This is a genomic window from Streptomyces sp. NPDC001292 (assembly GCF_042896465.1).
Classification (GTDB): Bacteria; Actinomycetota; Actinomycetes; order Streptomycetales; family Streptomycetaceae; genus Streptomyces.
On sequence record NZ_JBIAXG010000060.1, the window covers coordinates 16,307 to 38,475 of the forward strand.

Genomic DNA, 22,169 nt, shown 5'->3' on the forward strand with positions numbered 1-22,169 from the left:
ACGCCGAACCAGTCGTCCGCGAGCAGCCGCACACCCGCGTAGGCGGCAAGCGCGAACGAGCAGGCGAGCAGCAGGAGTTGCAGGGTGCTGCCGATCGGAACGCGCGGAAGCGGCCGAAGCATTACACGTCTCCGAACGTCATCCGGGCCACCCACTTGGTGTTGAGCACACCGGGCGCGGCGGGCACGATGATCCGCGCCGGGTGGCCGTGGTCGGGGGACAACTCCTCGCCGTTGACGTACAGGGCGAGCAGGGAACGCGGGTCGGCCACCTGGTTGGCGCGCAGGGCGGCTTTCCGGAAGGCGCCGCGCCGCTGGAGGGACTCGACGAACACGTCCGGCGGGTCGTCGTCGTACCCGACGAGTGCCGCGAGGTCGCGCAGCCGCACCCCGCGCCACCACTGGTCCGACGTCGACCAGCCCTCGACGCAGGCGATGGGCAGCGCCGCGCTGTGCAGGGGGAGCTGGAGCAGATCGTCCCGGCGCAGGCGGACGGTGCCCGTGCGCCCCGTGACGACGAGCCGCCACGCGTCCTCGCCCGTCTCCGCCGCGTAAATCCCGGCGTACGCGGCGGTCTTGTTGATCTGGAAGCCGTTCGGACCACTGCCGGGATCGCCGCCGCCGTGCGGTGCGAGGAGGGCGGTGCGCCGCAGCAAGCCGTCGAAGTTCTGCCCCACCGTGGTGGCGAACAGCAGCAGCGAGCCGCCCCCGACGAACCACAGGGCGCCCCGCCGGGAGACGGTCGGCTCTGCGGGGCGCGAAGACACCAGGTCGTTGCTCTCCTCCCGCAGGTGCCGCAGATTGCGCAGCGCCGTGGGCATCTTCAGCAGCGCGTGGGCGACGAACGCGGCGAAGAACACCCACGCTCCGTAGAAGTGCAGTGGGTAGAAGGAGCCGGGGAAGACGTAGTCGAGCTGGACGTTGAGCACACCGGTCACGAACTCGAACAGTGCGCCGCCCACCAGGAGCAGCAGCGAGATCCGCTCCAGGGCGTGCGCGAGCGAGCGGGCAGGCGGCAGCGCGAACAGCCTCGGCACCACGGACCACAGCTTGGCGAGCAGGACGGGGATCAGGGTGATGCCGAGGGTGACGTGGACACCCTGGCTGAGCCGGTACAGCCAGTGCGGGTTCGTCGGCCAGGCGAAGAGGTAGAAGCCGAGGATCCCTTTGTCCGGTGTCTTGTCGTTCACCGGCGACAGGTCGGGGTTGTAAGCGGCGTACGAGACCAGGCCCGTCACGAACAGCACGGTGACGCCGACGAGCAGAACGAGGCCCAGCACCGAGGTGAACCAGGGGCCGCGCAGGGGGCTGCGCCAGAAGCCGGGCGAGGAGGGAAGCCGTGGGGCGTCGGGGTCGCGCATGTCCCGACGGTAGGCCGGAACCACCCCGCGAAAGGGTGCGCAACCCATGACGAAACGCTGACATCGGGCCCGGGCGGCGGTCCGTGACCGGCCGCGAGGCCTAGCGTTCCGGTGTGATCCGCACCCTGCCCTCCACCAAGCCCGGCGCCACGCGCTCCCGCGTGGCCCGCGGCCTGAGGCGTGACCTGTACGCAGCCGGGGCCGCCGTGCTGCTCGTGACGGCGGCCGCACTGGTCGGCCGCCACATCCAGGGGACCAGTCGTTCGCTGTTCGTCAACTGGCCCCCACTGTTGGCGTCCTGGGGCCCCCACCTCGGCCCCGGCAGTCCGGCGGCCGTCCTGGTGGCGATCGGCACCGTGGCGTACGGCCCCACCCTCGCGGCCCGTCTCCCCTGGCGGGCCCTGATCCCCCTGACATGGGGCACGGCCATGGCGTGGATCTACTCCCTCGCCCTGATCGACGGCTGGCACCGGGGCATCGCCGTCCGGCTCACCACCCGCCATGAGTACCTCCAGGTCATCGACCGCTTCCATGACATCCCGGCGACGCTGCGGGACTTCACCCGGCACATCCTGCTCGGCTCCCCCGACCACTGGCCCGCCCACATCGCCGGCCACCCGCCCGCGGCCACGCTCACCTTCGTCCTGCTCGACCGGATCGGGCTGCGGGGCGGGGGCTGGGCCGGGGTGTGGTGCATCACCGTCGGGGCGACGGCCTGCGCGGCCGTACTGATCACGGTTCGCGCCCTGGCCGACGAGGCACTCGCGCGAAGGGCGGCGCCCTTCCTCGTCCTGGCTCCGGCCGCCGTGTGGATGGGCACCTCGGCCGACGCGTACTTCGCGGCGGTGGCGGCGTGGGCGGTGGCGCTGCTGGCACTGGCGGTCACCGGACGGTCTCTGTGGTGGGCGGGGGCGTCCGGGATGCTGTTCGGCCTGACCTGCTACCTGTCGTACGGCCTCACGCTCGTCGCACTGATCGCGGCGGCGGTACTGGCGCTCGGCCGGCGCGGGATCCGGGAACGCCCCGCCCTGATGGTGCCCCTGCTCGCCGGACTGGCGGTGGTCCCGACGACGTTCACGCTCGCCGGGTTCAACTGGTGGGAGGCGTACCACCTGCTGATCACACGTTACTACCAGGGCGCGGGCGGCATCCGTCCCTACGGCTACTGGGTGTGGGCCAACCTCGCCTGCGCGGTACTCATCACGGGCGTGGCGACGGCGGCGGGCCTGCGGCGGACCGGTGCGGTGCTCGTCCGGCGACGCGGCGACGCGCTCTCCCACCCTGTGGGCGCCGTTGCAGAGGCCCGTCTCGCACTCCTCGTGTCCGCAGCACTCCTCGCCCTGCTGGTCGCCGACCTGTCCGGCATGAGCAAGGCGGAGACGGAACGCATCTGGCTGCCCTTCGCGCTGTGGCTGCTCCCGGCGTGCGCATTCCTCACCCTCCCCCAAGCTCTCGGCTCCGCTCGAGCAGGGGGGATCCCCGTCCGTGCTTGGCTCACCGCCCAGGCGCTGCTCGCCCTGCTCCTCAACCATCTGCTGCTCACCGGATGGTGACCGCCCCTAAGGAGGCGGAAGCTTGAGGCCATGACGATCGCCGTGACGGCCGGAGGCGGCTTCGGAACCGGGGCCGAGGTCACCCTTGCGGCGTACCTACTGAGCTCGACCAGGCGCTGACCTGCAGGGGCGGCAGCGGGCACACGCAAGCTCGCCCGGACGCGCTTCGGTCGACGTGCCATCCGGTACGACTCCGCCGATCAGGAGGAAGACCGGCCCCGCTGCGGACAGCGTGGCCTGGGAAGCGGTCAGGACCGGCTGGAGCTGAGCCGCTCGATGACCTCCAGAACACTCTTGCGGTGCGAGTGCATGCGCTCGTATCCCTCGAGAATGTGCAGGTCGGACTCGGACAGGGTGGGGAGGCGCCGCTCGATCTCCTCGACGCTGAGCTGGCTGAAGCCGACGATGGGCAGACCTTCCTCGCTGCTGACCGCTCCTTGGATCTGCTCGGCCGCGGCACTCACTTCTGGGCCCTCCGCCACCGGCTCCTCTGCGGCGCCGGGGCCCTGTCCGGAGCGTGCCGCAAGGCGCAGCCGGTCGGCGACATGGGCGAGGACCCGCAGCGGGCGGGTGGCCGCCTGGGCGAGGCCGCCGTTCGCCGTCTGTTCCACGCGGAAGCCGTCGCTCGCGGCGGCCACGATTCGGGCCTGCCGGGCGAGGCTGTCCTCAAGCAGGGCCAACAGCTCCTGGTCCTGGCCGCGGAGTTCCTGGAGCAGGTCGAGGGTGGCGCGGTCCTGGGCCTGGTCGGCGAGAAGCTCGCCGACCCGGGCGGTGGCCAGGGCCCGGGCCGCGGCGACGTACTCGTCTTCGGCGTTCCTCAGCAGCTGCCGCTCGTCGGCCGGCCCCCGGCCGCGCATCACCCCGGTCACGGTCCTCTGCCCGATGGTCAGCGGGAGCGTGGCCGTTCTCCAGGTGGCACGGGCGGCGAACCGCGCCATGTCGGCCACGCCGCCGAGCAGGCCGCGGGGCCGCAGTCCGCGGACATGGCGTTCGATGCGATGCACACGGCCCCGCATGTCGTCGGCCTGGCGCTCGAGCATCCGCCGGTGGGGGCCGGGCGGCGCGAGAGCCGCATCCGCCTGCAGTCGGTCGCGCGCTGCGGCATGTGCGTGGTGGGCATCCTCGAGCGCCGGGATCAAGGTCTGCGTCATCGCCATGTCGGGCTGCTCCCTGCATGCGGGGATCGGGCGGCGTTCAGCGGCCGCACAGCCGGCCGTCCTCCTGCGGCTGAGCAGCCGGGACCATCATGCGAGGCCGCCGCCAAGATCACCTGCCGTGAGCATGCTCGCCCATGGGCACTGACAGTGCTGGAGCCCGGCCTTCCCCGCGCTGTCATACGCGCGGAAACGGTCTGCCGGCGGTTCGACCGTCCGGGTGAGGGCATCCGCGGAGCAGCAGGACAAGGCCCGGTGGCCCGGCCGATGCCGATGCGCGGAGAGTGTTCACGTCGGCAGCGCGCCGGGCGCGCCAGTCAAGATCGGCTCGGGTACTCCGGCTCCCCGCCGTCGGCGTCGAACACCTTGGTGAAGGCAGCACCGCACCGACAGCGCGAGTACTCGACCAGTTGCCCGTCTTCCGACACGCTCAGCCCCTGGCTGAGTCGCACATGCACATGATCACCCATGAGGAGCCGCTTTCCTTGACGCCTGTAGTCCGCCTCATCGTGCGGGCTCCCCGCTCCCGTCGGCAATGCCCCAGCTCACACAGTTCACGAGTGCGACCTTGACGCTTCACCGTGTGGGTGGGGTCTGGCCGTGCTGCGGCACACCGCCAGGAATAGCCTGAAAGTGGCAGAAGGCACGTTTGCGCGGAGGTGACGAGCGATGACACTGCCTGTGCGACGCGGCACGTCCCTGACCCAACGGCGGTTCCCAGCCTGGAGCACGGATCCTCTCGCCGAGTTCAACGACCTCTTCGGCAGGATGGGGACGCTCCTGGAGTCCACGATGGGCGGCGCCACGGCCCCCATGACGGAGGGCATGGCCTGGTCGCCCCTGGCGGATCTGTCGGAGACCGATGACGCCTACCTCATCGAAGTCGAGGTGCCCGGCGTCGAACGCGAGAACCTCGACATCGAGATGACCGAGCGCGAACTGACCATCACGGGTGAGTTCAAGGAGCGCGAGCGCACCGGCATGCTCCGCCGCAGCACCCGCAGGACCGGCCGGTTCGAGTACCGCACCGCGCTGCCCGGCGACATCAACGCCGAAAACGCCGAGGCCGCACTCGACAACGGTGTGCTGACCGTCAAGGTGCCGAAGGCGGAAGCCACCAAACCGCGCCACATCGAGATCACGTCCGGACAGTGACGCCAGCCCGGACACAGTGGCCCCTGTCCCCGTGCGGCGCGAGCCGCACGGGGACAGGGGCGAGACGCATACGGCGGACGTCTCGCACACGGCTCGGGCCGAACAGGTCGATCAGGACGGTCCCGTGGACGGCTGATCGGCTCGCGACTGCGGCTGGGGTGGCCGGCGGCGCGCAGCATCGGTGCGGTGTGCCGCTCGGGGCGGTGGCCGCCTTCGGCCGGGACGCGGCTGCGGGGCGCGTCGGTGCCGCCGGGAGGGGCACAGGGCGGCGGGCCACGAGGCGCCCGACCCAGCGCCGGCCAACGTACTTCGGGAGACGACGATGAGCGAGCAGCCGCTCTTGCTTCCCTATGCCGATCCGGCCTTCGTGGCAAACCCGTTCCCGTTCTACCGACAACTGTGCGAGGAGGGCCCGGTGCGGCGCGCGGTCATCGTCGGCGGTCTGGAGGCCTGGCTGGTCACGCGCTATGAGGACGGCCTCGCCGCGCTCTGCGACCCGCGCCTGAGCAGCGACGTCCGCGACGCGTCGGACCCCCGGCTCCTCCGACAGCTGCCCGCGACGGAGCGCGAGTCCATGCTGAGCACCATGCTCCGGGCGGACCCGCCCGACCACGCCCGCTTGCGTCGCCTGGTCTCGAGGGCGTTCACCGCGCGCCGGGTGGCCGAGCTGCGGCCCCGTGTCCAGGCCATCACCGACGGGCTGCTCGACGCGATCGTGCAGGCCGGCTGCGCGGACCTCGTCGCCGACTTCGCGCTGCCGCTTCCGGTCGCCGTGATCAGCGAGCTGCTCGGGGTGCCCACGACGGACCGGTACGACTTCCAGCGGTGGACCGACGACATGATCCTCCGGGGACCCGAGCTGCCGGACCCGACCGTGGTCGACGGTGCCTGGCAGCAGATGCGCGCGTACCTGATCAAGCTTCTGGAAGCCAAACGAGCCAAGGCCGGAGACGACCTGCTCAGCGCTTTGATCATCGCTCGGGACGAGGAGAAGCGGCTGGATGAGGACGAGCTGATCGCCATGGCGTTCCTGTTGCTGGTGGCCGGATACATCACCACGGTCAACCTGATCAGTGGCGGCATCGCCGCACTGCTCGCCCACCCCGACCAGCTTCAGCTGCTGCGGGACGATCCGGCGCTGCTGCCCGACGCGATCGAGGAGTTCCTGCGCTACGACGGACCGGTGAACCCCGGCATCGCCCGCTTCGCGCGGGAGGACGTCGAGATCGCGGGCGTGAGGATCCCGCGCGGCGCCACCGTGCTGGTGGCCTCCGCCATCGCCGACCGGGATCCGGCGCGGTTCCCGGACCCCGATCGTCTGGACATCACCCGTCGGGACAACGCCCACCTGGCGTTCGGGCACGGAATCCACTACTGCCTGGGCGCCCCGCTGGCCCGGTTGGAGGGTCACGTCGCCATCGGGAGTGCCCTGCGCCGCCTTCCCGGTCTCGCCCTGGCCGTGCCGCCGGACGAGCTGCGGTGGAGTTCAGGCGGTCTGCGCGGCCCCGAGCGCCTGCCCGTCACGTTCACGCCCGGTTTCATGCCCGCCGGCACGGGCCCGGCCGCTCCGGCTTGATCCGGACCGGGCTCGCCTGCCCGGCCGAGCATGCCCTTCCGTCCGCGGCGAGGACCCGGCGGCCACCGGGCACCCAGCCCTGCCTCCATAGCCCCTGCGAGTGAACTCGTACGACATCGCTGAGCGCCTGCGCTCTTGGCGGGTCGGGTGACCTGAGCCGCCCAGGTCTCGACGCGTTTCGAGAACCCGAAGGCCGCTGGGTAGTGTCGTGATACGCCGACGTGGGAGGGCAGTTGCATGACCGGCATCGTGATCGCGCAGACGACCATCGACGACGAGGAGCAGGCGAAGGCTCTCGCGCGCGGCGCGGTCGAGAACCGGCTGGCTGCCTGCGCACACATCGATCAGCCGTTCACCGCGGTGTACTGGTGGGATAGCGCCATCCAGACTGCCCGGGAGTGGCGAATCTCGTACAAGACGACCACAGAGCGGCTTCCTGAGCTGGAGGCTTGGGTGTCCAAGCAGCACGGTTACGAGGTCCCTGAGTGGATCACCCTCCCCGTGACCGGGGGATCCGAGGCCTACCTGGCATGGGTGGTCGAGGAGTCCACGCCACGGTCCGCCGGCTAACGCCTTGCGCCGCGAACTGCTATAGAAACTTGGCGAGTTCGCGCTCCTTGGCCGGGAGCTGAGCAGCAACTGCCCGGGCACGAGATCATCCCATGGCGTTGGGACGGGCCTCGGCAGCCGCAGCAAACTGGCGTGACACGTAGAGCAGCAAGCCACGTGACACGTAGAGCAGCAAGCCGATCGTCTGGCCGTGCTGCCTTGTGGTGGTCGAGCCGCTGACGCCTGATCCTGGCGTGCAGCCTGGCCACCTTGCGGACGGCGGCCCGGTGCTTGGTCGTGCGGTGAACCGCCGGGTGCACGCCCGGGCCAAGCGCACGCTCATCGGTCACCGCCTCCGTCCTGTCCGGGTCTCGTGCAGCCCGTCGCGGGTGGTCCACACGTGTACATTGGGTAGACCTACCTACCTAATTTAGGGGTTGTGATGGGCGAGACCGACATGATTGCGCCGGAGAGCGGCAGGAGGCGGCCGGCGAGGGAGCGCCTGCTGGCAGCGGCGGCACGCCGCTTCTACGCCGACGGAGTGGCAGCGACCGGCATCGACACGATCACCGCCGAGGCCGGCGTGGCGAAGATGAGCCTCTACAACAACTTCTCCTCGAAGGCCGATCTGGTCCTGGCCTACCTCGAGGCCCGGCACGAGGAGTGGCTCGGCCTGTACCGCGCCCGGCTGGAGCACGCGGACGGACCGCGCGAGGGGGTGCTGGCGGTGTTCGACGCCTATTCCGATCACGCGGCGTTCGCCTACGAGCACGGCTTCCGCGGCTGCGGGCTGCTCAACGCCGCCGCCGAGCTCCCGGCCGGGGACGAGGGCCGGGCCGTGGTGCGCGCCCACAAGGAGGAGGTCGAGTCGCTGATAGCCGGTCACCTGGAGGAACTGCTTCCCGACCACCCCGGCAAGGCGCGCGCGACGGCCGAGCATCTCGCCTTCCTCCTGGAGGGAGCGATGGCCCGTGCGGGACTGGAGGGCCACGGCGATCGGCTCCACCACGCCCGCTCGCTTGCCGCGGCCCTGCTGGACCGGCTGTGAAGGGGCTCACCCGCCGCCGTTCCGCGGGATTGGGGGCCCTGAGCGTGCTGGCCGCCTCGGTGCTCTGGGGTACGACGGGGACGGCCGCCACGTTCGCCCCGGAGGTGGGTCCGCTCGCGATCGGTGCCGTCGCCATGGGGCTGGGCGGACTGCTCCAGGCCCTCGTCGCCGCCCCGCAGCTCGCCCGTCACGCGCCTCGACTGCGTTGGCGGCGCGGCACGGTGCTGCTCGGCGCCGTCTCCGTCGCCGTCTATCCCCTGGCGTTCTACAGCTCTATGCGCCTGTCCGGTGTCGCCGTGGGCACGGTGGTGTCGATCGGCACCGCCCCACTGGCCTCGTCGGTGATCGAGCGCGCCGTGGACGGCCGCCGACTCACACGCCGCTGGATGCTCGCGGCCTCCTTCGGTCTGCTCGGCACGGTCCTGCTGTGCGTTGCGGAAGCGTCCCATGCCTCAGACCAAGCGGGGCCGTTGTCCGTGGCCGGCACGCTGCTCGGCGTCAGCCTGGGAGTCCTCGCTGCCTCGACGTATGCCCTGTACTCCTGGACCGCGCATCGATTGATCACACGCGAGATTCCCTCACGTGCGGCGATGGGCGCCGTCTTCGGGCTCGGCGGTCTGCTCCTCGTTCCCGTCCTGCTGGTGACCGGAGCGCCGCTCGTCGACTCCTGGTCGAACACGGCCGTCGGTGCGTACATGGCGCTGGTGCCCATGTTCGCCGGCTACGTCCTGTTCGGCTGGGGACTCGCGCACGTACCGGCCAGCACGGCAACCACGCTGTCCCTGCTCGAACCGGCCGTCGCAGCCGTCCTCGCCGTCCTGGTAGTCGGCGAACAACTCCCCGCCGCCGGCTGGGTCGGCGTCGCTCTCGTCATCACCTGCCTCGCCGTCCTGACCGCCCCGACAGGCAGTGGTGGCCGCCGGGGCCGACGCCACCCCCGGCGCCTTGCCGTGGAGGACCGCCGCTGTGGTGAACATGCCGAGATTCGGAGTGATGAAGCCCCTCCCACTCCGTACGCGCCGTCACCGTGAGCCGTCGGGCGCGGCCCCACTGCCCCGCCCGGACGCAGCGAACCTGAGCGCGCAAGCACCATCCGCCCATGGGCCAACTACGGCGCGCACTCGGGCCAACCAGCACGCTCAGGGGCCAACTACGTGCTCAGCCTCCGCGCTAGCTCCTGATACGGTGCGGGCTCGTTCAGGTCGAGACGCCCACCGAACCCGCCCGCCTCGCTTCCGCCCTGGTCCGCTTCACCCCCGGGGCTCGCACCAACTGGCACTCCCACGCCAACGGCCAGACCCTCTACATCACCGACGGCACCGGCCTGGTCGGCACCCGCGACGGCGACGTCGTACGCGTCCGCGCCGGCCAGACCGTCAAGTGCCCGGCCGGTGAGGAGCACTGGCACGGCGCCACCGACACCACCCTCATGGCCCACATCGCCATGGTCGTCGGCGACGGCAGCGGAGACGGCACCACCTGGCTCGAACCCGTCACCGACGAGCAATACGCCAACGCCCTGAGCAGCAAGAACTGATTCATAACACCTGCCCGGTCCTCAGGGAGCGAGGCTGAGTGACCAGTCGGCCCCTATCGGCCGACCGGGGGCGCAGTCCTGCTCGGCGCACACACGCGCGATCACGGTTCCGTCCCACGCGCCAAGGTCTCGCCCGGAGGCCAACCGCGGCGCGCACACGGGCGAGCTGCATGCTCACGCACTCCAGTTGTACGGAGTTCAGGACCGTGAGGCTGATGCGTTGCAGCGAGGGCTTTGACGGCGCCGTTCCCCTGGTCGACTTCTTCGCCCTCGGCTGCCGGTTTTTCGGCGAAGGGCGTGTAAGGGCATAAGGACTTTGTGCCAAGCCCGCCGTCCCGTGGCCGCGGCGGAGCCGCCTGTTTCCGGCCGGGCCCGCCTCAATACGAGGGTGAAATCCTTTTCACCAGCAAGGTAGGGTGGGAGCCCGGACCCGGTGAAAGGATGCGGACACAGGTGGTGACGATCCATGACGTGGCGCGAGCCGCCGGAGTATCCCCGGCGACCGTGTCGCGCGTGTTCAACGGCGGCAGGGTCACACCGGAACGCGCCCTGTCCGTGCAACAGGCCGCCGAGGCCCTCGGCTTCGCGCCCAACCGGCTGGCGCGCTCGCTGCGCAAGCAGCGCTCCAGCGTGATCGCCCTGATCATCCCGGACATCGAGAACCCGTTCTTCACCTCGCTCGCCCGCGGTGTCGAGGACGCCGCGCAGCGCACCAGCCTCTCGGTCGTCCTGTGCAACTCCGACGAGGACACCGGCAAGGAGCGGCGCTACCTCGAGGTCGCGCTCGGTGAGCAGATGGCGGGTGTGATCGTCGCGGCGGCCTCTCAGGACGACACGGACCTGGGTCCCCTGATCGCCCGCGGCGTGCCCGTGGTCGCCGTCGACCGGCGGCCGCACGACGCCGAGGTGGACGCGGTCAGAGCCGACGATCAGCACGGAGGTGAGGTGGCCACCCGCCATCTGCTGCAGGCCGGCTACCGCAGGATCGCCTGTATCACCGGACCCGAGGGCGCCTCCACCTCCGAGGAGCGGCTGACCGGCTACCGTGCGGCGCTGCACGCCGCACGGAGCGACGGGGCCGTGGCCGACGACACCTACGTACGGCACGCCGACTTCCGGGTCGAAGGCGGCCGGGCGGCGATGCGCGAGCTGCTGGCCCTGCCCGAGCCGCCCGACGCGGTGTTCGTCACCAACAACCTCATGACCATCGGCGTCCTCAACGCCCTGGACGAGGTCGGCCGCACTCCCCCCGGCGTCGGCGTCCTCTCCTTCGGCGACGTCCCCTGGGCGTCGCTGGTGCGACCGTCACTGACGGCGGTCGAGCTTCCCTCGTACGAGCTCGGGCGCACCGCCGCCGACCTGCTGCTCCAGCGCATGGAAGGCAGCGCGTCACCGCTGCAGACCGTGGTGCTGCGCACCAGGCTCCAGATCCGGGAGAGCACCGCCGGGCCGGTCGCGCACTGACGGACACGGCGGACGGGCACGGTGCGCACTCGTACGCGCCCCCACTGGTCCGCACATCCACGTACGCACCCGTGGGCACAAGTCGCCGCGCCCACCGCACGCGTGGGACACCAAAGGGGGCGCCGCACCGGTCATCCGACCGGTGCGGCGCCCGCTTTGGCTACCGTGCCGCTACTTCATACCGGACGTCTTGATCGACTCCACGATCTGCCGCTGGAAGACGAAGAACAGCACCAGTATGGGCAGAGCCGCCACCGTCGCCGCCGCCAGGATGTAGTTCCAGTTGGATCCGTACTGCGTCTGGAAGGAGGCGATGCCGAGCTGGACCACTGTCAGGGACTGGTCGTTGGTGGCAACCAGCGGCCAGACGAAGGCGTTCCAGTTCGCGAGGAAGAAGAAGATCGCCAGGGCCGAGAGGATCGGCCGGGACATCGGCAGGACGATGTTCCAGTAGACCCGCCAGTGGCCGCAGCCGTCGACGATCGCCGCCTCCTCCAGCTCCCTGGGCAGCCCCAGGTAGAACTGGCGCAGCAGGAAGATGCCGAAGGCGTTGAAGATCGCCGGGATGATCAGGCCGGCGTAGCTGTTGAGCAGGCCCAGCTCGCGGGCGACCAGGAACAGCGGGATCAGCACCACCGGCGCGGTGACCAGCAGCGTCGCGAAGATCGCGCCGAAGAGCTTCTCGCGGCCCGGGAAGCGCAGCCGGGTCAGCGCGTAGGCGGCCATCGAGTGGAAGAACAGCGCCGCCACGGTGATCAAAGCGGAGATGAAGAAGCTGTTCCACAGATAGCGCCCGAACGGCACCTCGGTGAAGACGTAGACGAAGTTGTCGAACGTGAGGTCCCGGGGGATCAGGTTTCCGTCGGTGACGGTGGCCCGCGTCTTGAAGGACGACGTGACCATCCACAGCACCGGGAAGATGCTGATCAGCGAAAGGACCACGGCCAGGGCCGTCAGACCCGCGCGTGAGGTGAGCGGCCTGCGTCGGCCGGCCGGTGGGGTGGCCTGGGCCCCCATGGCGTCACTCGCCATCGTCGAACCTCCCGCCTCTCGTGAACTTGAAGATCACCGCGGAGACGACGACCATGATCAGCACCAGGAACGAGCCCATCGCCGACGCATAGCCGTACTCGCCGAATCCGAAGGCCTGCTGGTAGATGTAGAAGATCGCCAGCGAGGTGCCGTTGGCCGGTCCGCCGTTGGTCAGGACGAAGATCAGATCGAGACCGCCGGTGATCGCGGCGACCGTCGACATCAGCAGGACGAAGAAGCTGGTGGGTCGCAGCAGCGGCCAGGTGATCGTGCGGAAGGTGGCCCACGGGCCCGCTCCGTCCAGCTTCGCGGCCTCGTAGAACTCCTTGGGGATCTCCTGGAGCCCCGCCAGAAAGATGATCATGTAGTAGCCCATCATCACCCACACCATGACGGCGATGACGCAGCCGAGGGCCAGGGACGGGCTGCCGAGCCAGGACTCGCCGTCGAACCCGGCGGCGCGCATGGCCCGGTTGACCACACCCGTCTGCTCGTCGAGCAGGAACTTCCACAGCACGCCGACCACCACGAGGCTGATGACGTACGGCAGGAAGAGCGCGGTGCGGTAGACCCCGACGCCGGGCAGCTTCTGCTTGACCAGCAGGCCGAGGCCGAGACTCACGCAGAACAGGACGGGGACGAGGATCACCACGTACTCGCCGGTGATCTTCATCGAGTCCCAGAACAGCGGGTCGTTCATCATCCGCCGGTAGTTGCCGAGCCCGATCCACTCGTAGCTGCCGAAGCCGCTGACCTGGAAGAAGCTCAGGCCGATGGAGAGCACCATCGGGATCGCGACGAAGACCAGCAGCCCGAGCACGTCGGGGGCGAGGAACAGGCCCGCGGCCAGCCACTCGCGGTGCTTGCGGCTGAGCCTGCGTCCGTCGGACGAGGCGGGTGCCCTGGTCGGGACGACGGCGCGCCGGCCCTCCTGTGCGGCGACGCTGCTCATATCAGGCTCGCCCCCTTGTAGCTCCTGGTGTAGGCCGCGATGGACTGGGCGGCTCTGGACGCCTCACTGGCCACCCCTCGGCCGGCGAGCATGGTTCCCTGGATGGCGTCGGAGATCGCCTTGTAGACGACCGGGGGGTAGCGCGGCTCGGCGCGGCCGCCCGGGAAGATCTCGTCCTTGAACTTCTTCATCACCGCCGAGTCGTAGCCGCCCTTGGCGGCGCCGCGCTCCAGGGCGCTGGCGCGGGGCGCCACGTCGGACTTGGCGCCGACGCACCAGTCGACCATCCGGTTGATGGAGTCGTCCTTCATGGACCCCAGCGCCCAGACGCAGAACTCCGCCGCCGCCTCGGGGTTGCGGCCCTGCGCGTTGGCGCAGAAGGACCAGCCGCCGAGGGTGGTGACGTACTTGCCGCCCGGCGGCACCGGCAGCTTGAAGACGCCGTACCTGTACTTGGGCGCGAACGCCTTGAAGCTCGAGACGTTCCAGATGCCCTGCTGCCACATGGCGACGTTGCCGCCCTTGAAACCGCCGATCACGTCACCGGCCGTGGGGAGTGTGCGCGGGGCGATGCCGTGGCGCACGGCGTCCTGCCAGAAGGCCAGGGCCTGGCGGGTGGCCTTCGAGTCGAACGCGACGTTGCCCTGCGGGTCCAGGACGTCGCCGCCGCCCTGCCACATCCACGGGTACCAGGTGAAGTTCTGGTAGTAGCCCGGGTTGGTCTCGAAGACGAGACCGGCCCGCGTCTTGGTGCGCAGCTTGTCGCCGATGTCGAGCATCCGGTCCCAGGTGGTCGGGATGTCCGCCTCGGACAGGCCGGCCTTCTCCCAGACGTCCTCGGCGTAGAACATCGCCAGCGGCTCGACCTCCATCGGGAGGGCGTAGACCTTGCCGTCGACCCTGCGGCTGTCGAGCGCGGAGCCGAAGTCGTCGATGGCCTCCTTCGCCATGTGCGGAGTGAGGTCGGCCAGCACGCCGCCGTTGTAGTAGCGCAGGAAGTCGCCGGGGGAGAGCAGAAAGATGTCGGGGCCCACGCCGGTGGCGAAGGCGGACGGCAGCTTGAATCCGTTGAGGTAGGTGGGCTGCGGCAGGTGGACCAGGTCGATCTGCGTCTTGTGGGTGGCGTTCCACCTGGCGACCATGTCGACGAACCACTTGGACTGCGCGTTGATCGCCGGGTCGGGCGAGCGTCGCGGTCCGTAGAAGTTCCAGAACTGGAGGTTGCCGCCCTTCGCCTGGGCCGTGCCGCAACCGGTGAGCAGGGCCGGGGACGCCACGGCCGCTCCGGCGCCCGCCACCGCGGTGAGGAAGCGGCGGCGTGAGGTGCCGGAGGGGAGGCCGGGGCCCGAGGCGTCGAAGACGCGGCCTGAGGTGCCGAGCGCTCTGGCGGGACGCTCGGCGTCGTTGCCGTGCTGGAGCATGCGTGCGCTCCTGTCGGAGTGGGATGGGGCTGGGGCTGGGGCTGGGGGAGGAGCGGTCAGTCGACTTCGAGCGTCAGCAGGTCCGGCGTGGGCGGACGGGACGCGGAAGACGGGGCGTCCAGGTAGAACAGCGAGGTGCTCGCGATGTCGTCGCCGGTGTGCCGGTAGCGGTGCGGCAGGCCGTTGCCCTGGCCCGGGCCGATGCCGAGGCTCTGCACGGTGACGCTGAGGTCCTCGGAGAACCGGATCGGGTCCAGGACGTGCCAACGGTACATGCCGAACCTCTGCTGGCTGCGGTACAGCCCGTCCGGGCGCAGGATCTGGTTCAGGCCCAGGTAGGGAGTGGTGTAGGCGGTGTAGCCCTGGCCGGGGACGTCGAAGTTCCAGGCGCCGCCGAAGTAGTCCTCGGTGCCGGTGCCGCAGATCGTCGGGAACTCGTCGTCGCCGTCGAGGTAGAACTTCAGCTCGCCCTCGCCCCACCAGCCCGGGCTGTTGACGCCCCAGGCCAGGTAGGTGCCGACATAGCTGCCGGCGCCGGTGACGCCGTCGAGCAGGGTGTGCACCTCGCCGAAGGGGACCGGGTGGCTGCGGCGCCACTGGGCGTGGAAGTAGGAGGCGTCGTCGCCGACCTCGTCCAGTTCGTAGTCGACCTGGTAGTAGAGCGTGAGCTTCTCGGCGGTCAGGTTCTCCAGGGTGATGCGCGCCTTGCGACGGAACGGCATGGGCCAGTAGGCGTTGAAGCCGCCGTTGGGATTGGCCGCGACCGGCACGGACGAGACCTGGCTGAAGGTGTTCCAGCCGTTGCAGAAGAAGTCGCCGAGCGGCACCTCGACGGCCGGGTCCTCCTCGCCCTCCCAGTACATCCGCAGCAGGGTGCCCCGCCACGCCGTGTGCGGGTCGGTGGTGCACCACAGGTGGCGGATGGTGCCGGGGCCCTCGATGTCGGCGAGCACCGCCGTCTCACCGGCGGCGATGTCGATGCTGGGCGAGATCTTCCAGCCCGGCCCCAGCCGGCTCGCCGCCACCGCTCCGGTGCCCTCCGTGGCACGGCCGCCGCCGGATTTGGCGCCGGTGAAGTTCTCGGCGCTGATGGAACGGCTGACGGCACGCGTCCTGCGGGAGATGCCGTCGAGTCCAAAGGTCGTCATCGTGTCTTGCCCTCATGGTGGAGTACGGGGGCGCGCGCCGCGGGCCGGCACGGGCACCGTGGGGCGCGGGAGAGCGAGGCGGCACCGACACCGCGGTGAAACACCTCTGAAATCCATTTCACCGAAACGTAGAGGGGGTCCTCAGGGGTGTCAAGAGGCGAGACATCGCGGTGTACCCGGATGGCGGCCGCCTGCCACCCCAAGCCTCTCACCAGGAGAAATCGCGGTCCGCGCGTGTAGTCTTGACCCTGAAATCGATTTCTGCGATGGTCCTGGGCATGCCTCGCAACGCAGTCATCGGCGTGGACATCGGCACGTCGAGCAGCAAGGGCGTCCTCGTCGGCCTCGACGGTTCTCTGATCCGCTCGGCCGTACGGGAGCACAGACCCGCTCGGCCGGGTCCCGGCCGCTTCGAAATGGACGCTTCCGTGTGGTGGCGCGAGTTCACCGAACTCGCCCGCGAACTGACCGGCCCGGGTGACGTCACCGTCCTCTCCGTCGGTGTCAGCGGCATGGGGCCCTGCGTCCTGCTGACCGACGAGCACGACACCCCGCTGCGCCCCGCCGTCCTCTACGGCGTGGACACCCGCTCGGTCCGCCAGATCGAACGCATCGAGGCGCGCCTCGGCGCCGAGGAGATCATCCGGCGCGGCGGCTCGGCCCTGACCACCCAGGCCGCGGGGCCGAAGATCGCCTGGATCGCCGAGGAGGAGCCCGAGCTCTACGCCCGGGCCCGTCGCCTCTACATGCCCAGCTCCTGGCTGGTCCGGCAGCTCACCGGCGCCTACGTCCTCGACCACCACTCGGCCAGCCAGTGCACGCCGCTGTACGACACGCATGTCTGCTCGTGGTACGCCTCCTGGGCGGCCGAGGTGGCCCCCGGCATCGCGCTGCCGCCGCTGCGCTGGTCCGGCGAGGCGGCCGGCACCGTCACCGCCGAGGCCGCCCGGGAGACCGGCCTGCCCGCCGGCATCCCCGTCACCACCGGCACCATCGACGCCTGGGCCGAGGCACTGAGCGTGGGCGCGCAGAACACCGGCGACCTGATGCTGATGTACGGCACCACCATGTTCCTCGTCCACACCGTGCCCAAGGCGCTCACCAGCCCGTCCCTGTGGGGCACGGTCGGCGCGCTGCCCGGGACCCGGAACCTGGCGGGCGGCACGGCCACCTCCGGTGCGGTCACCAACTGGCTGCGCGACCTGTTCGACGGCACCGACCACACCGAGCTCACCCGTCTGGCCGCCGAGTCCGGCCCGGGCGCCAACGGCCTGCTGATGCTGCCGTACTTCTCCGGCGAGCGCACCCCGGTCATGGACCCGGACGCCCGCGGAGTGATCGCCGGGCTGACCCTCTCCCACACCCGCGGCGACCTCTACCGGGCCGCCCTGGAGGCCACCGGGTTCGGTGTCCGCCACAACATCGAGGTCATCGAGGGGGCCGGCGGCGACATCCGCCGCGTGGTCGCCGCCGGCGGCGGCACCCAGGGCTCCCTGTGGACGCAGATCGTCTCCGACATCACCGGCCGCCCGCAGGAACTGCGCACCACCACCATCGGCGCCAGCTACGGCGGTGCGCTGCTGGCCGCCCAACTGGTCGGAGACGTGTCCGTCGACCACTGGAACCCGGTGCGCGAGACGGTGACGCCGCGCGCCGAACACACCGCGCGCTACGACGCGTCGTACGCCCTCTACCGGCGGCTGTACCCGGACACCGCGGACGTCGTCCATGCCCTGGCGGCACAGCAGGAGCGCTGACGGGCACCTCGTGCGTGCCCGCCGACGGCCACCTCCACCGGTGCGCCGACGGCCGGCCGCGGCCGGCTCCTCGACGGCCGGCCGCGCCTTCTCCTCGACGGCCGGCCGCCGCCCGCTCGTCGGCGGCATGGACCGGCCCGACACCTGGGCCCGACACACCGGCTTCACCCACTGCTCGACACAGCGGCCCCGCTCCGGGGCCGAACGCACAACCTACGGAGACCGCATGACCACGTACTCCCTGCCCGAGCTCAACCGGCCGCCGGCCGCCGAGTCGCACACCGTCTACACCGTGGCCAGCGGCGACCTGCGCCCCGCCGCCAACGTCACCTGCTGGCCCACCCAGGAGAAGCTGGAGAGCGACCTCGCCGCGGCCGTGACGGACCTCGGCTGGAAGCTGCGCCGCGGTCACGCCGTCGACGAGGCCAAGCGCCACGGCTTCATCGACAGCCAGCGCGCCGGCATCGAGGTCTTCAAGACCCTGCCGAAGGACGCCCCGCTGATCGTCGTCGAGGCCGTCTGGCAGTACAGCCACCACGTCCTCGCCGGTCTGCGCAGCCACGAAGGGCCGATCCTGGTCGTGGCCAACTGGAGCGGTGAGTTTCCGGGCCTGGTCGGCCTGCTGAACCTCGCCGGCAGCCTCACCAAGGCAGGGCGCGACTACTCCGTCCTGTGGAGCGCCGACTTCACCGACGAGTGGGCGCGCGACGGACTGCGCACCTGGCTGGAGACGGGCACTCTCACCCACGACACCGGCCACGTCCGGCCGCTGCCGCCCCTGCCCGAGGACCCCGAGACCGAACTGGGCGTGGCCCTGGCCCGGCAGCTGCGCGAGGAGAAGGCGATCATCGGCGTCTTCGACGAGGGCTGCATGGGCATGTACAACGCGATCATCGACGACGAGTTCCTCAACCCGCTCGGGCTCTACAAGGAGCGCCTGTCGCAGAGCGCCCTGGTCGCCGAGATGAAGAAGGTCTCCGACGAGGAGGCCCAGGCGGTCCGCGCCTGGCTCGACGACGCCGGCATGACCTTCCACACCGGCAAGGACGAGGCCACCGAACTCACCGACGCACAGCTGCTCAGCCAGTTCAAGATGTACATCGCCGCGCTGCGCATCGCCGACGACTTCGGGCTCGACGCGGTCGGCATCCAGTACCAGCAGGGCCTGAAGGACACCGTCCCGGCCAGCGACCTCGCCGAGGGACTGCTCAACAACGTCCAGCGCCCGCCCGTGCTCAGCCGCGACGGCGCACGCGAGCTCTACGCGGGCGCGCCGCTGCCCCACTTCAACGAGGTGGACGAGGGCGTCGCCGTCGACTCCCTCGTCACCAACCGCATCTGGACGGCAATGGGTCTCGACCCGGCCACCACGCTGCACGACATCCGCTGGGGCGAGGAGTACGACGGCCGGTTCGTCTGGGTCTTCGAGATCTCCGGCTCGGTGCCCGCCTCCCACAACGGCGGCTACGACAAGTCGTACAGCATGCGCCAGCCCCCGATGTTCTTCCCACTCGGCGGCGGCACCCTCAGCGGTGTCTCCAGGCCGGGTGAGATCGTCTGGTCGCGCGTGTTCCTGATGGACGGCCGACTGCACGTCGACCTCGGTCGCGCCACCTCCGTCGAGCTGCCCGAGGAGGAGACCCGGCGCCGGCTGGAGGCCACGAACCACCAGTGGCCGATCATGCACGCGGTCCTGCACGGCATCACCCGCGACCAGTTCATGGCCCGCCACCGCGCCAACCACCTCAACGTCGCCTACGCCCCCGACGCGGCGACCGCGGACAAGGCGCTGCGCGCCAAGGCGGCCCTCTTCGCCGAGCTGGGCGTCGAGGTGCACCTGTGCGGGGACGTGTCGCTCTAGCCGCCTCCCGGCGGTGACCTGAGGCAGTCCCACTCAGTCTCCCGGGACGCCGCATGAGCCACGGTGTTCCGCCCGCCGCCGTGCACGCGGGCGGAACACCGGGCGTCGGCGCGTGACCACTGACTGAACGAACCAGGAAACCCCCACGACTCGCCTGCGTGCAGGGCAGTTCGGGGCGGGCGCCGCACTGCTCGCACACCCGGGTGCCGGCCGTACGGAGAGCGGCGGCCGCAGTCGGCTGGGCGGCGCCGGCGGAGGTGGCACCGACTCGCTGACCAGGTACAGGTTGAACGTGTCTCAGCGTCCGGCGCCGTCACGGCCCTCGACCGTGGACCGGGTCGCCGGCTTGGCACGGCAGATCGACCTTCGCCACGAAGGTGGCCATCGCCAAGGCTATGGTCCGCCGCGCGGTCGTTCAGCGCCATCAGGTCCGGCATCTGGCCCGGCCGGCCCTCCGGCTCCGGCACCCGTGGCGACTCCCAGTCCTCCCGCTTGTCCTCGACGGTCTCCTTCAAGACCTCGGTGCAGGTGTCACGGAACTCCAGGTCGTCCAGGTCCTCTCGGCCCATGCTCTCCATGAGCATGGCCGCCGGGTCGACCGCGTCGTCGGTTCAGGAACCGGCTTTCCGGGCGGCGGGTGCGCGAGCGGCGCGGCGTGCGGCCGCGGCGGCCCACAGCAGGGCGATCAGGCTCGCGGTGTGCGCGGGGGTGAGGGCGTGGAAGACGCCGCGCCTGCGCCCGAAGAGGGCGAACAGGGTTCCGAGCACCGAGGCCGCAAGGGCCAGCTGGACGGAGCGTACGGAGACCGTGCGGGCTGCGGTCACCGCCCGCAGGACGCACCATGCGCTCTGCAGACCGTCGAGGCAGACCAGGTCCGCCGACCAGGACGCCTCGTCACCGGGTTCGCAGGGAACCGCGATCGCGACGTCCGCGGCGGCCAGCGCTGCCGCGTCCGTGGCGGAGACCACCAGAACGCCCTCGCCCTGTCTCTGCAGCTCGCACACCAGGTCGGCGAGGCGTTCGCCCGCGCCGGTGACCTGGTCGGCTGGGGACAGCAGGCTGCGGACGCGTTCGTCGTCGGTGAGCACGACGCGTGCTCCGGTGGAGCGAGCCGCGGCCAGCACGGGCACGGCCAGGGTGCACGGGCCGCCCTCCGGCTCTTGCCGGTCGTTCACCAGCACCGCCGAGTCGATCACGACGGCGGAGACCATGTCGAGCAGACGCAGCGCCGACGGGTCAAGGGGTACGACACCGCGCCGTGCCAGATCACGTCCGACCGCGGCGGCGAAACCCTCCCGCCCGTAGCGGGCGGCCCTGGGCACGGCAGCCAGCAGTGCGTCCGCCGCGCGTCCCGGGCTGCCTGTCAGGACGAACACCGAGGCCGCGGTGAGCGGGGCGAACGGTGCCAGTTGCGCCTCCCACCGCTCGACCGGGCCCGGGCGCCGGCCCCGGGCGCGCAGGTGCCGGGCCGGCCGGGTTTGCGGCACGCAGTCGGGCCCCGGGCACAGATCCGGCTCACGCCGCTCCCAGACCTGGCGCCGAGCACGGATCTCGCCGAGTTGGAGCGTCCGGCTCACGGCGTCGACCATCGGCATGCCGATGCCGTCGCACAACCCGTTGACGGTCGCACTGACCAATGACAACAGCAGATTGGTCTGCGCCGGCCCGATGCGCCGCACCAACGGCCTGCGCAGCTCCCGCTCCAGCTCCAGCGCGGCCACGGCGGCGGGGACCACCCGGGGCAGCACCGGGAGGCGGAGGGCCCTCTGGACGGCTGCGGCGGCCACCGCAGCGCAGTCGACGAGCAATTCGGTCGCCGCAGAGGCGACCGGCACATCGTCGCCCGGAGTGACTGGCTGCGCCCAGGCGAACTCCGCGTCCTGCACGCCCTGGGACTCCTCCACCGCCCTGACCGCGTCCAGGAGCCGATCGATGCCGACCCTGCGCTCGTCGAAGGACAACAGCACCTCACCCGTCACGGCATTGACCTCGGCCCACCGCACCCCACTCAGCCCGCGCAGTGACCTGGTCACCCCACCGACCAGCCGTTGCCGTCCACGATCCCCGCGGTCGAGGCCCCGTACCTCGATGTGGGCACGCCCGTGACCGGCCCAGACACGGCGGATGTGCCGCCGAGGATGAAAATCGGCCAGGGCCCGCCCCACTCGCACGACCCGTCCCGGCATCCCCGCCGCGACCGAGATCCCGTGCCTCGCGACCGAGACCCCAACGCGCCCGGTGCGGCCCGCAGTACGCAGTCCTGCCCTGGTCACCCCGGTCGTCGCACCGCCGGCCATCCTGACCGCGCCCAGCCCCGCGCTTCCGGCCGCGCGGACGCCGACCCTGCCCACGAGACCGCACAAGCCATACGCCGCCGGACTCCAGAACACGCCACCAACCCTTCCATCCTCATCGATGCCTCTACGTCCAGCGTGGGGACGTGGATCGCGTCGCGCATCTCGCTCGGCCTCTCCCCCGGCCGGTGACGTCCCCCTCCGGCTGCGGGGACGCGACTGTCCGCCGGTCACACCACCGTGGAGGGATCAGCTGACCGCCGGAGGGCGCCCGGTTCGGTGGTCAGGAGGGACAGCGGAGCACGATG

At 70.8% G+C, this 22,169-nt stretch carries 18 protein-coding genes; 10 read left to right on the forward strand and 8 right to left on the reverse strand.

The genetic code is table 11. The features are described 5' to 3' along the window. Positions 1-121: 121 nt before the first annotated feature. Positions 122-1,360, reverse strand: coding sequence for a molybdopterin-dependent oxidoreductase (locus ACFY4A_RS37645; RefSeq protein ID WP_390833818.1), 1,239 nt, complete (start codon positions 1,358-1,360; stop codon positions 122-124). Between the two features lie 161 nt (positions 1,361-1,521). On the opposite strand from ACFY4A_RS37645, the gene ACFY4A_RS37650 reads away from it, so the two are divergent. Next, positions 1,522-2,913, forward strand: a complete 1,392-nt coding sequence (locus ACFY4A_RS37650) for a hypothetical protein (protein WP_390833835.1) — start codon at positions 1,522-1,524, stop codon at positions 2,911-2,913. A gap of 248 nt (positions 2,914-3,161) precedes the next feature. Here ACFY4A_RS37650 and ACFY4A_RS37655 read toward each other — a convergent pair whose 3' ends face one another. Beyond that, a complete protein-coding gene (locus tag ACFY4A_RS37655; protein ID WP_390833819.1) occupies positions 3,162-4,070 on the reverse strand; it encodes a hypothetical protein in 909 nt (302 codons plus the stop codon). A gap of 314 nt (positions 4,071-4,384) precedes the next feature. After that, a complete protein-coding gene (locus tag ACFY4A_RS37660; RefSeq protein ID WP_390833820.1) occupies positions 4,385-4,537 on the reverse strand; it encodes a hypothetical protein in 153 nt (50 codons plus the stop codon). A 199-nt stretch (positions 4,538-4,736) separates the two neighbouring features. Between ACFY4A_RS37660 and ACFY4A_RS37665 the strand changes: the two genes are divergently transcribed. From ACFY4A_RS37665 to ACFY4A_RS37695, 7 genes are all read left to right on the forward strand, one after another. Beyond that, complete coding sequence (locus ACFY4A_RS37665; protein WP_390833821.1) at positions 4,737-5,222, forward strand: Hsp20/alpha crystallin family protein; 486 nt, start codon at positions 4,737-4,739, stop codon at positions 5,220-5,222. Positions 5,223-5,544: 322 nt separating this feature from the next. Next, a complete protein-coding gene (locus ACFY4A_RS37670) occupies positions 5,545-6,798 on the forward strand; it encodes a cytochrome P450 (RefSeq protein WP_390833822.1) in 1,254 nt (417 codons plus the stop codon). Positions 6,799-7,035: 237 nt separating this feature from the next. Continuing rightward, positions 7,036-7,368 (forward strand): divalent-cation tolerance protein CutA, encoded by a 333-nt coding sequence (cutA, locus tag ACFY4A_RS37675; RefSeq protein WP_390833823.1) that lies wholly within the window; start codon positions 7,036-7,038, stop codon positions 7,366-7,368. A gap of 421 nt (positions 7,369-7,789) precedes the next feature. After that, positions 7,790-8,395: a TetR/AcrR family transcriptional regulator gene (locus ACFY4A_RS37680; RefSeq protein ID WP_390833824.1), complete on the forward strand. Its 606-nt coding sequence runs from the start codon at positions 7,790-7,792 to the stop codon at positions 8,393-8,395. A gap of 44 nt (positions 8,396-8,439) precedes the next feature. Next, a complete protein-coding gene (locus ACFY4A_RS37685; RefSeq protein ID WP_390833836.1) occupies positions 8,440-9,426 on the forward strand; it encodes a DMT family transporter in 987 nt (328 codons plus the stop codon). Between the two features lie 146 nt (positions 9,427-9,572). After that, the gene (locus tag ACFY4A_RS37690) at positions 9,573-9,932 is read left to right on the forward strand and encodes a cupin domain-containing protein (protein WP_390833837.1); all 360 of its coding nucleotides are present in this window, start codon (positions 9,573-9,575) and stop codon (positions 9,930-9,932) included. A gap of 453 nt (positions 9,933-10,385) precedes the next feature. After that, positions 10,386-11,396, forward strand: coding sequence for a LacI family DNA-binding transcriptional regulator (locus ACFY4A_RS37695; RefSeq protein WP_390833825.1), 1,011 nt, complete (start codon positions 10,386-10,388; stop codon positions 11,394-11,396). A gap of 171 nt (positions 11,397-11,567) precedes the next feature. On the opposite strand, the gene ACFY4A_RS37700 is transcribed toward ACFY4A_RS37695, so the two are convergent. Genes ACFY4A_RS37700 through ACFY4A_RS37715 form a run of 4 tightly spaced genes read right to left on the reverse strand, consistent with a single transcriptional unit; the run spans position 11,568 to position 15,949 of the window. Beyond that, the gene (locus tag ACFY4A_RS37700) at positions 11,568-12,428 is read right to left on the reverse strand and encodes a carbohydrate ABC transporter permease (protein WP_390833826.1); all 861 of its coding nucleotides are present in this window, start codon (positions 12,426-12,428) and stop codon (positions 11,568-11,570) included. Further along, a complete protein-coding gene (locus tag ACFY4A_RS37705; RefSeq protein WP_390833827.1) occupies positions 12,418-13,380 on the reverse strand; it encodes a carbohydrate ABC transporter permease in 963 nt (320 codons plus the stop codon). The genes ACFY4A_RS37700 and ACFY4A_RS37705 overlap by 11 nt, the downstream gene beginning before the upstream one ends. After that, positions 13,377-14,801, reverse strand: a complete 1,425-nt coding sequence (locus ACFY4A_RS37710; protein ID WP_390833828.1) for an ABC transporter substrate-binding protein — start codon at positions 14,799-14,801, stop codon at positions 13,377-13,379. Before ACFY4A_RS37710 ends, ACFY4A_RS37705 begins: the two co-directional genes overlap by 4 nt. Positions 14,802-14,857: 56 nt before the next feature. Further along, positions 14,858-15,949: a glycoside hydrolase family 172 protein gene (locus ACFY4A_RS37715; protein ID WP_390833829.1), complete on the reverse strand. Its 1,092-nt coding sequence runs from the start codon at positions 15,947-15,949 to the stop codon at positions 14,858-14,860. A 278-nt stretch (positions 15,950-16,227) separates the two neighbouring features. Between ACFY4A_RS37715 and ACFY4A_RS37720 the strand changes: the two genes are divergently transcribed. Continuing rightward, positions 16,228-17,706 (forward strand): FGGY-family carbohydrate kinase, encoded by a 1,479-nt coding sequence (locus ACFY4A_RS37720; RefSeq protein ID WP_390833830.1) that lies wholly within the window; start codon positions 16,228-16,230, stop codon positions 17,704-17,706. Positions 17,707-17,746: 40 nt separating this feature from the next. Then, positions 17,747-19,567 carry a fucose isomerase gene (locus tag ACFY4A_RS37725; protein ID WP_390833831.1) on the forward strand — a complete coding sequence of 607 codons (1,821 nt, stop codon included), beginning with the start codon at positions 17,747-17,749 and terminating at the stop codon, positions 19,565-19,567. Between the two features lie 611 nt (positions 19,568-20,178). Here the strand turns inward: ACFY4A_RS37725 and ACFY4A_RS37730 are convergent. Further along, positions 20,179-21,546, reverse strand: coding sequence for a hypothetical protein (locus ACFY4A_RS37730; RefSeq protein WP_390833832.1), 1,368 nt, complete (start codon positions 21,544-21,546; stop codon positions 20,179-20,181). Positions 21,547-22,169: the final 623 nt, after the last annotated feature.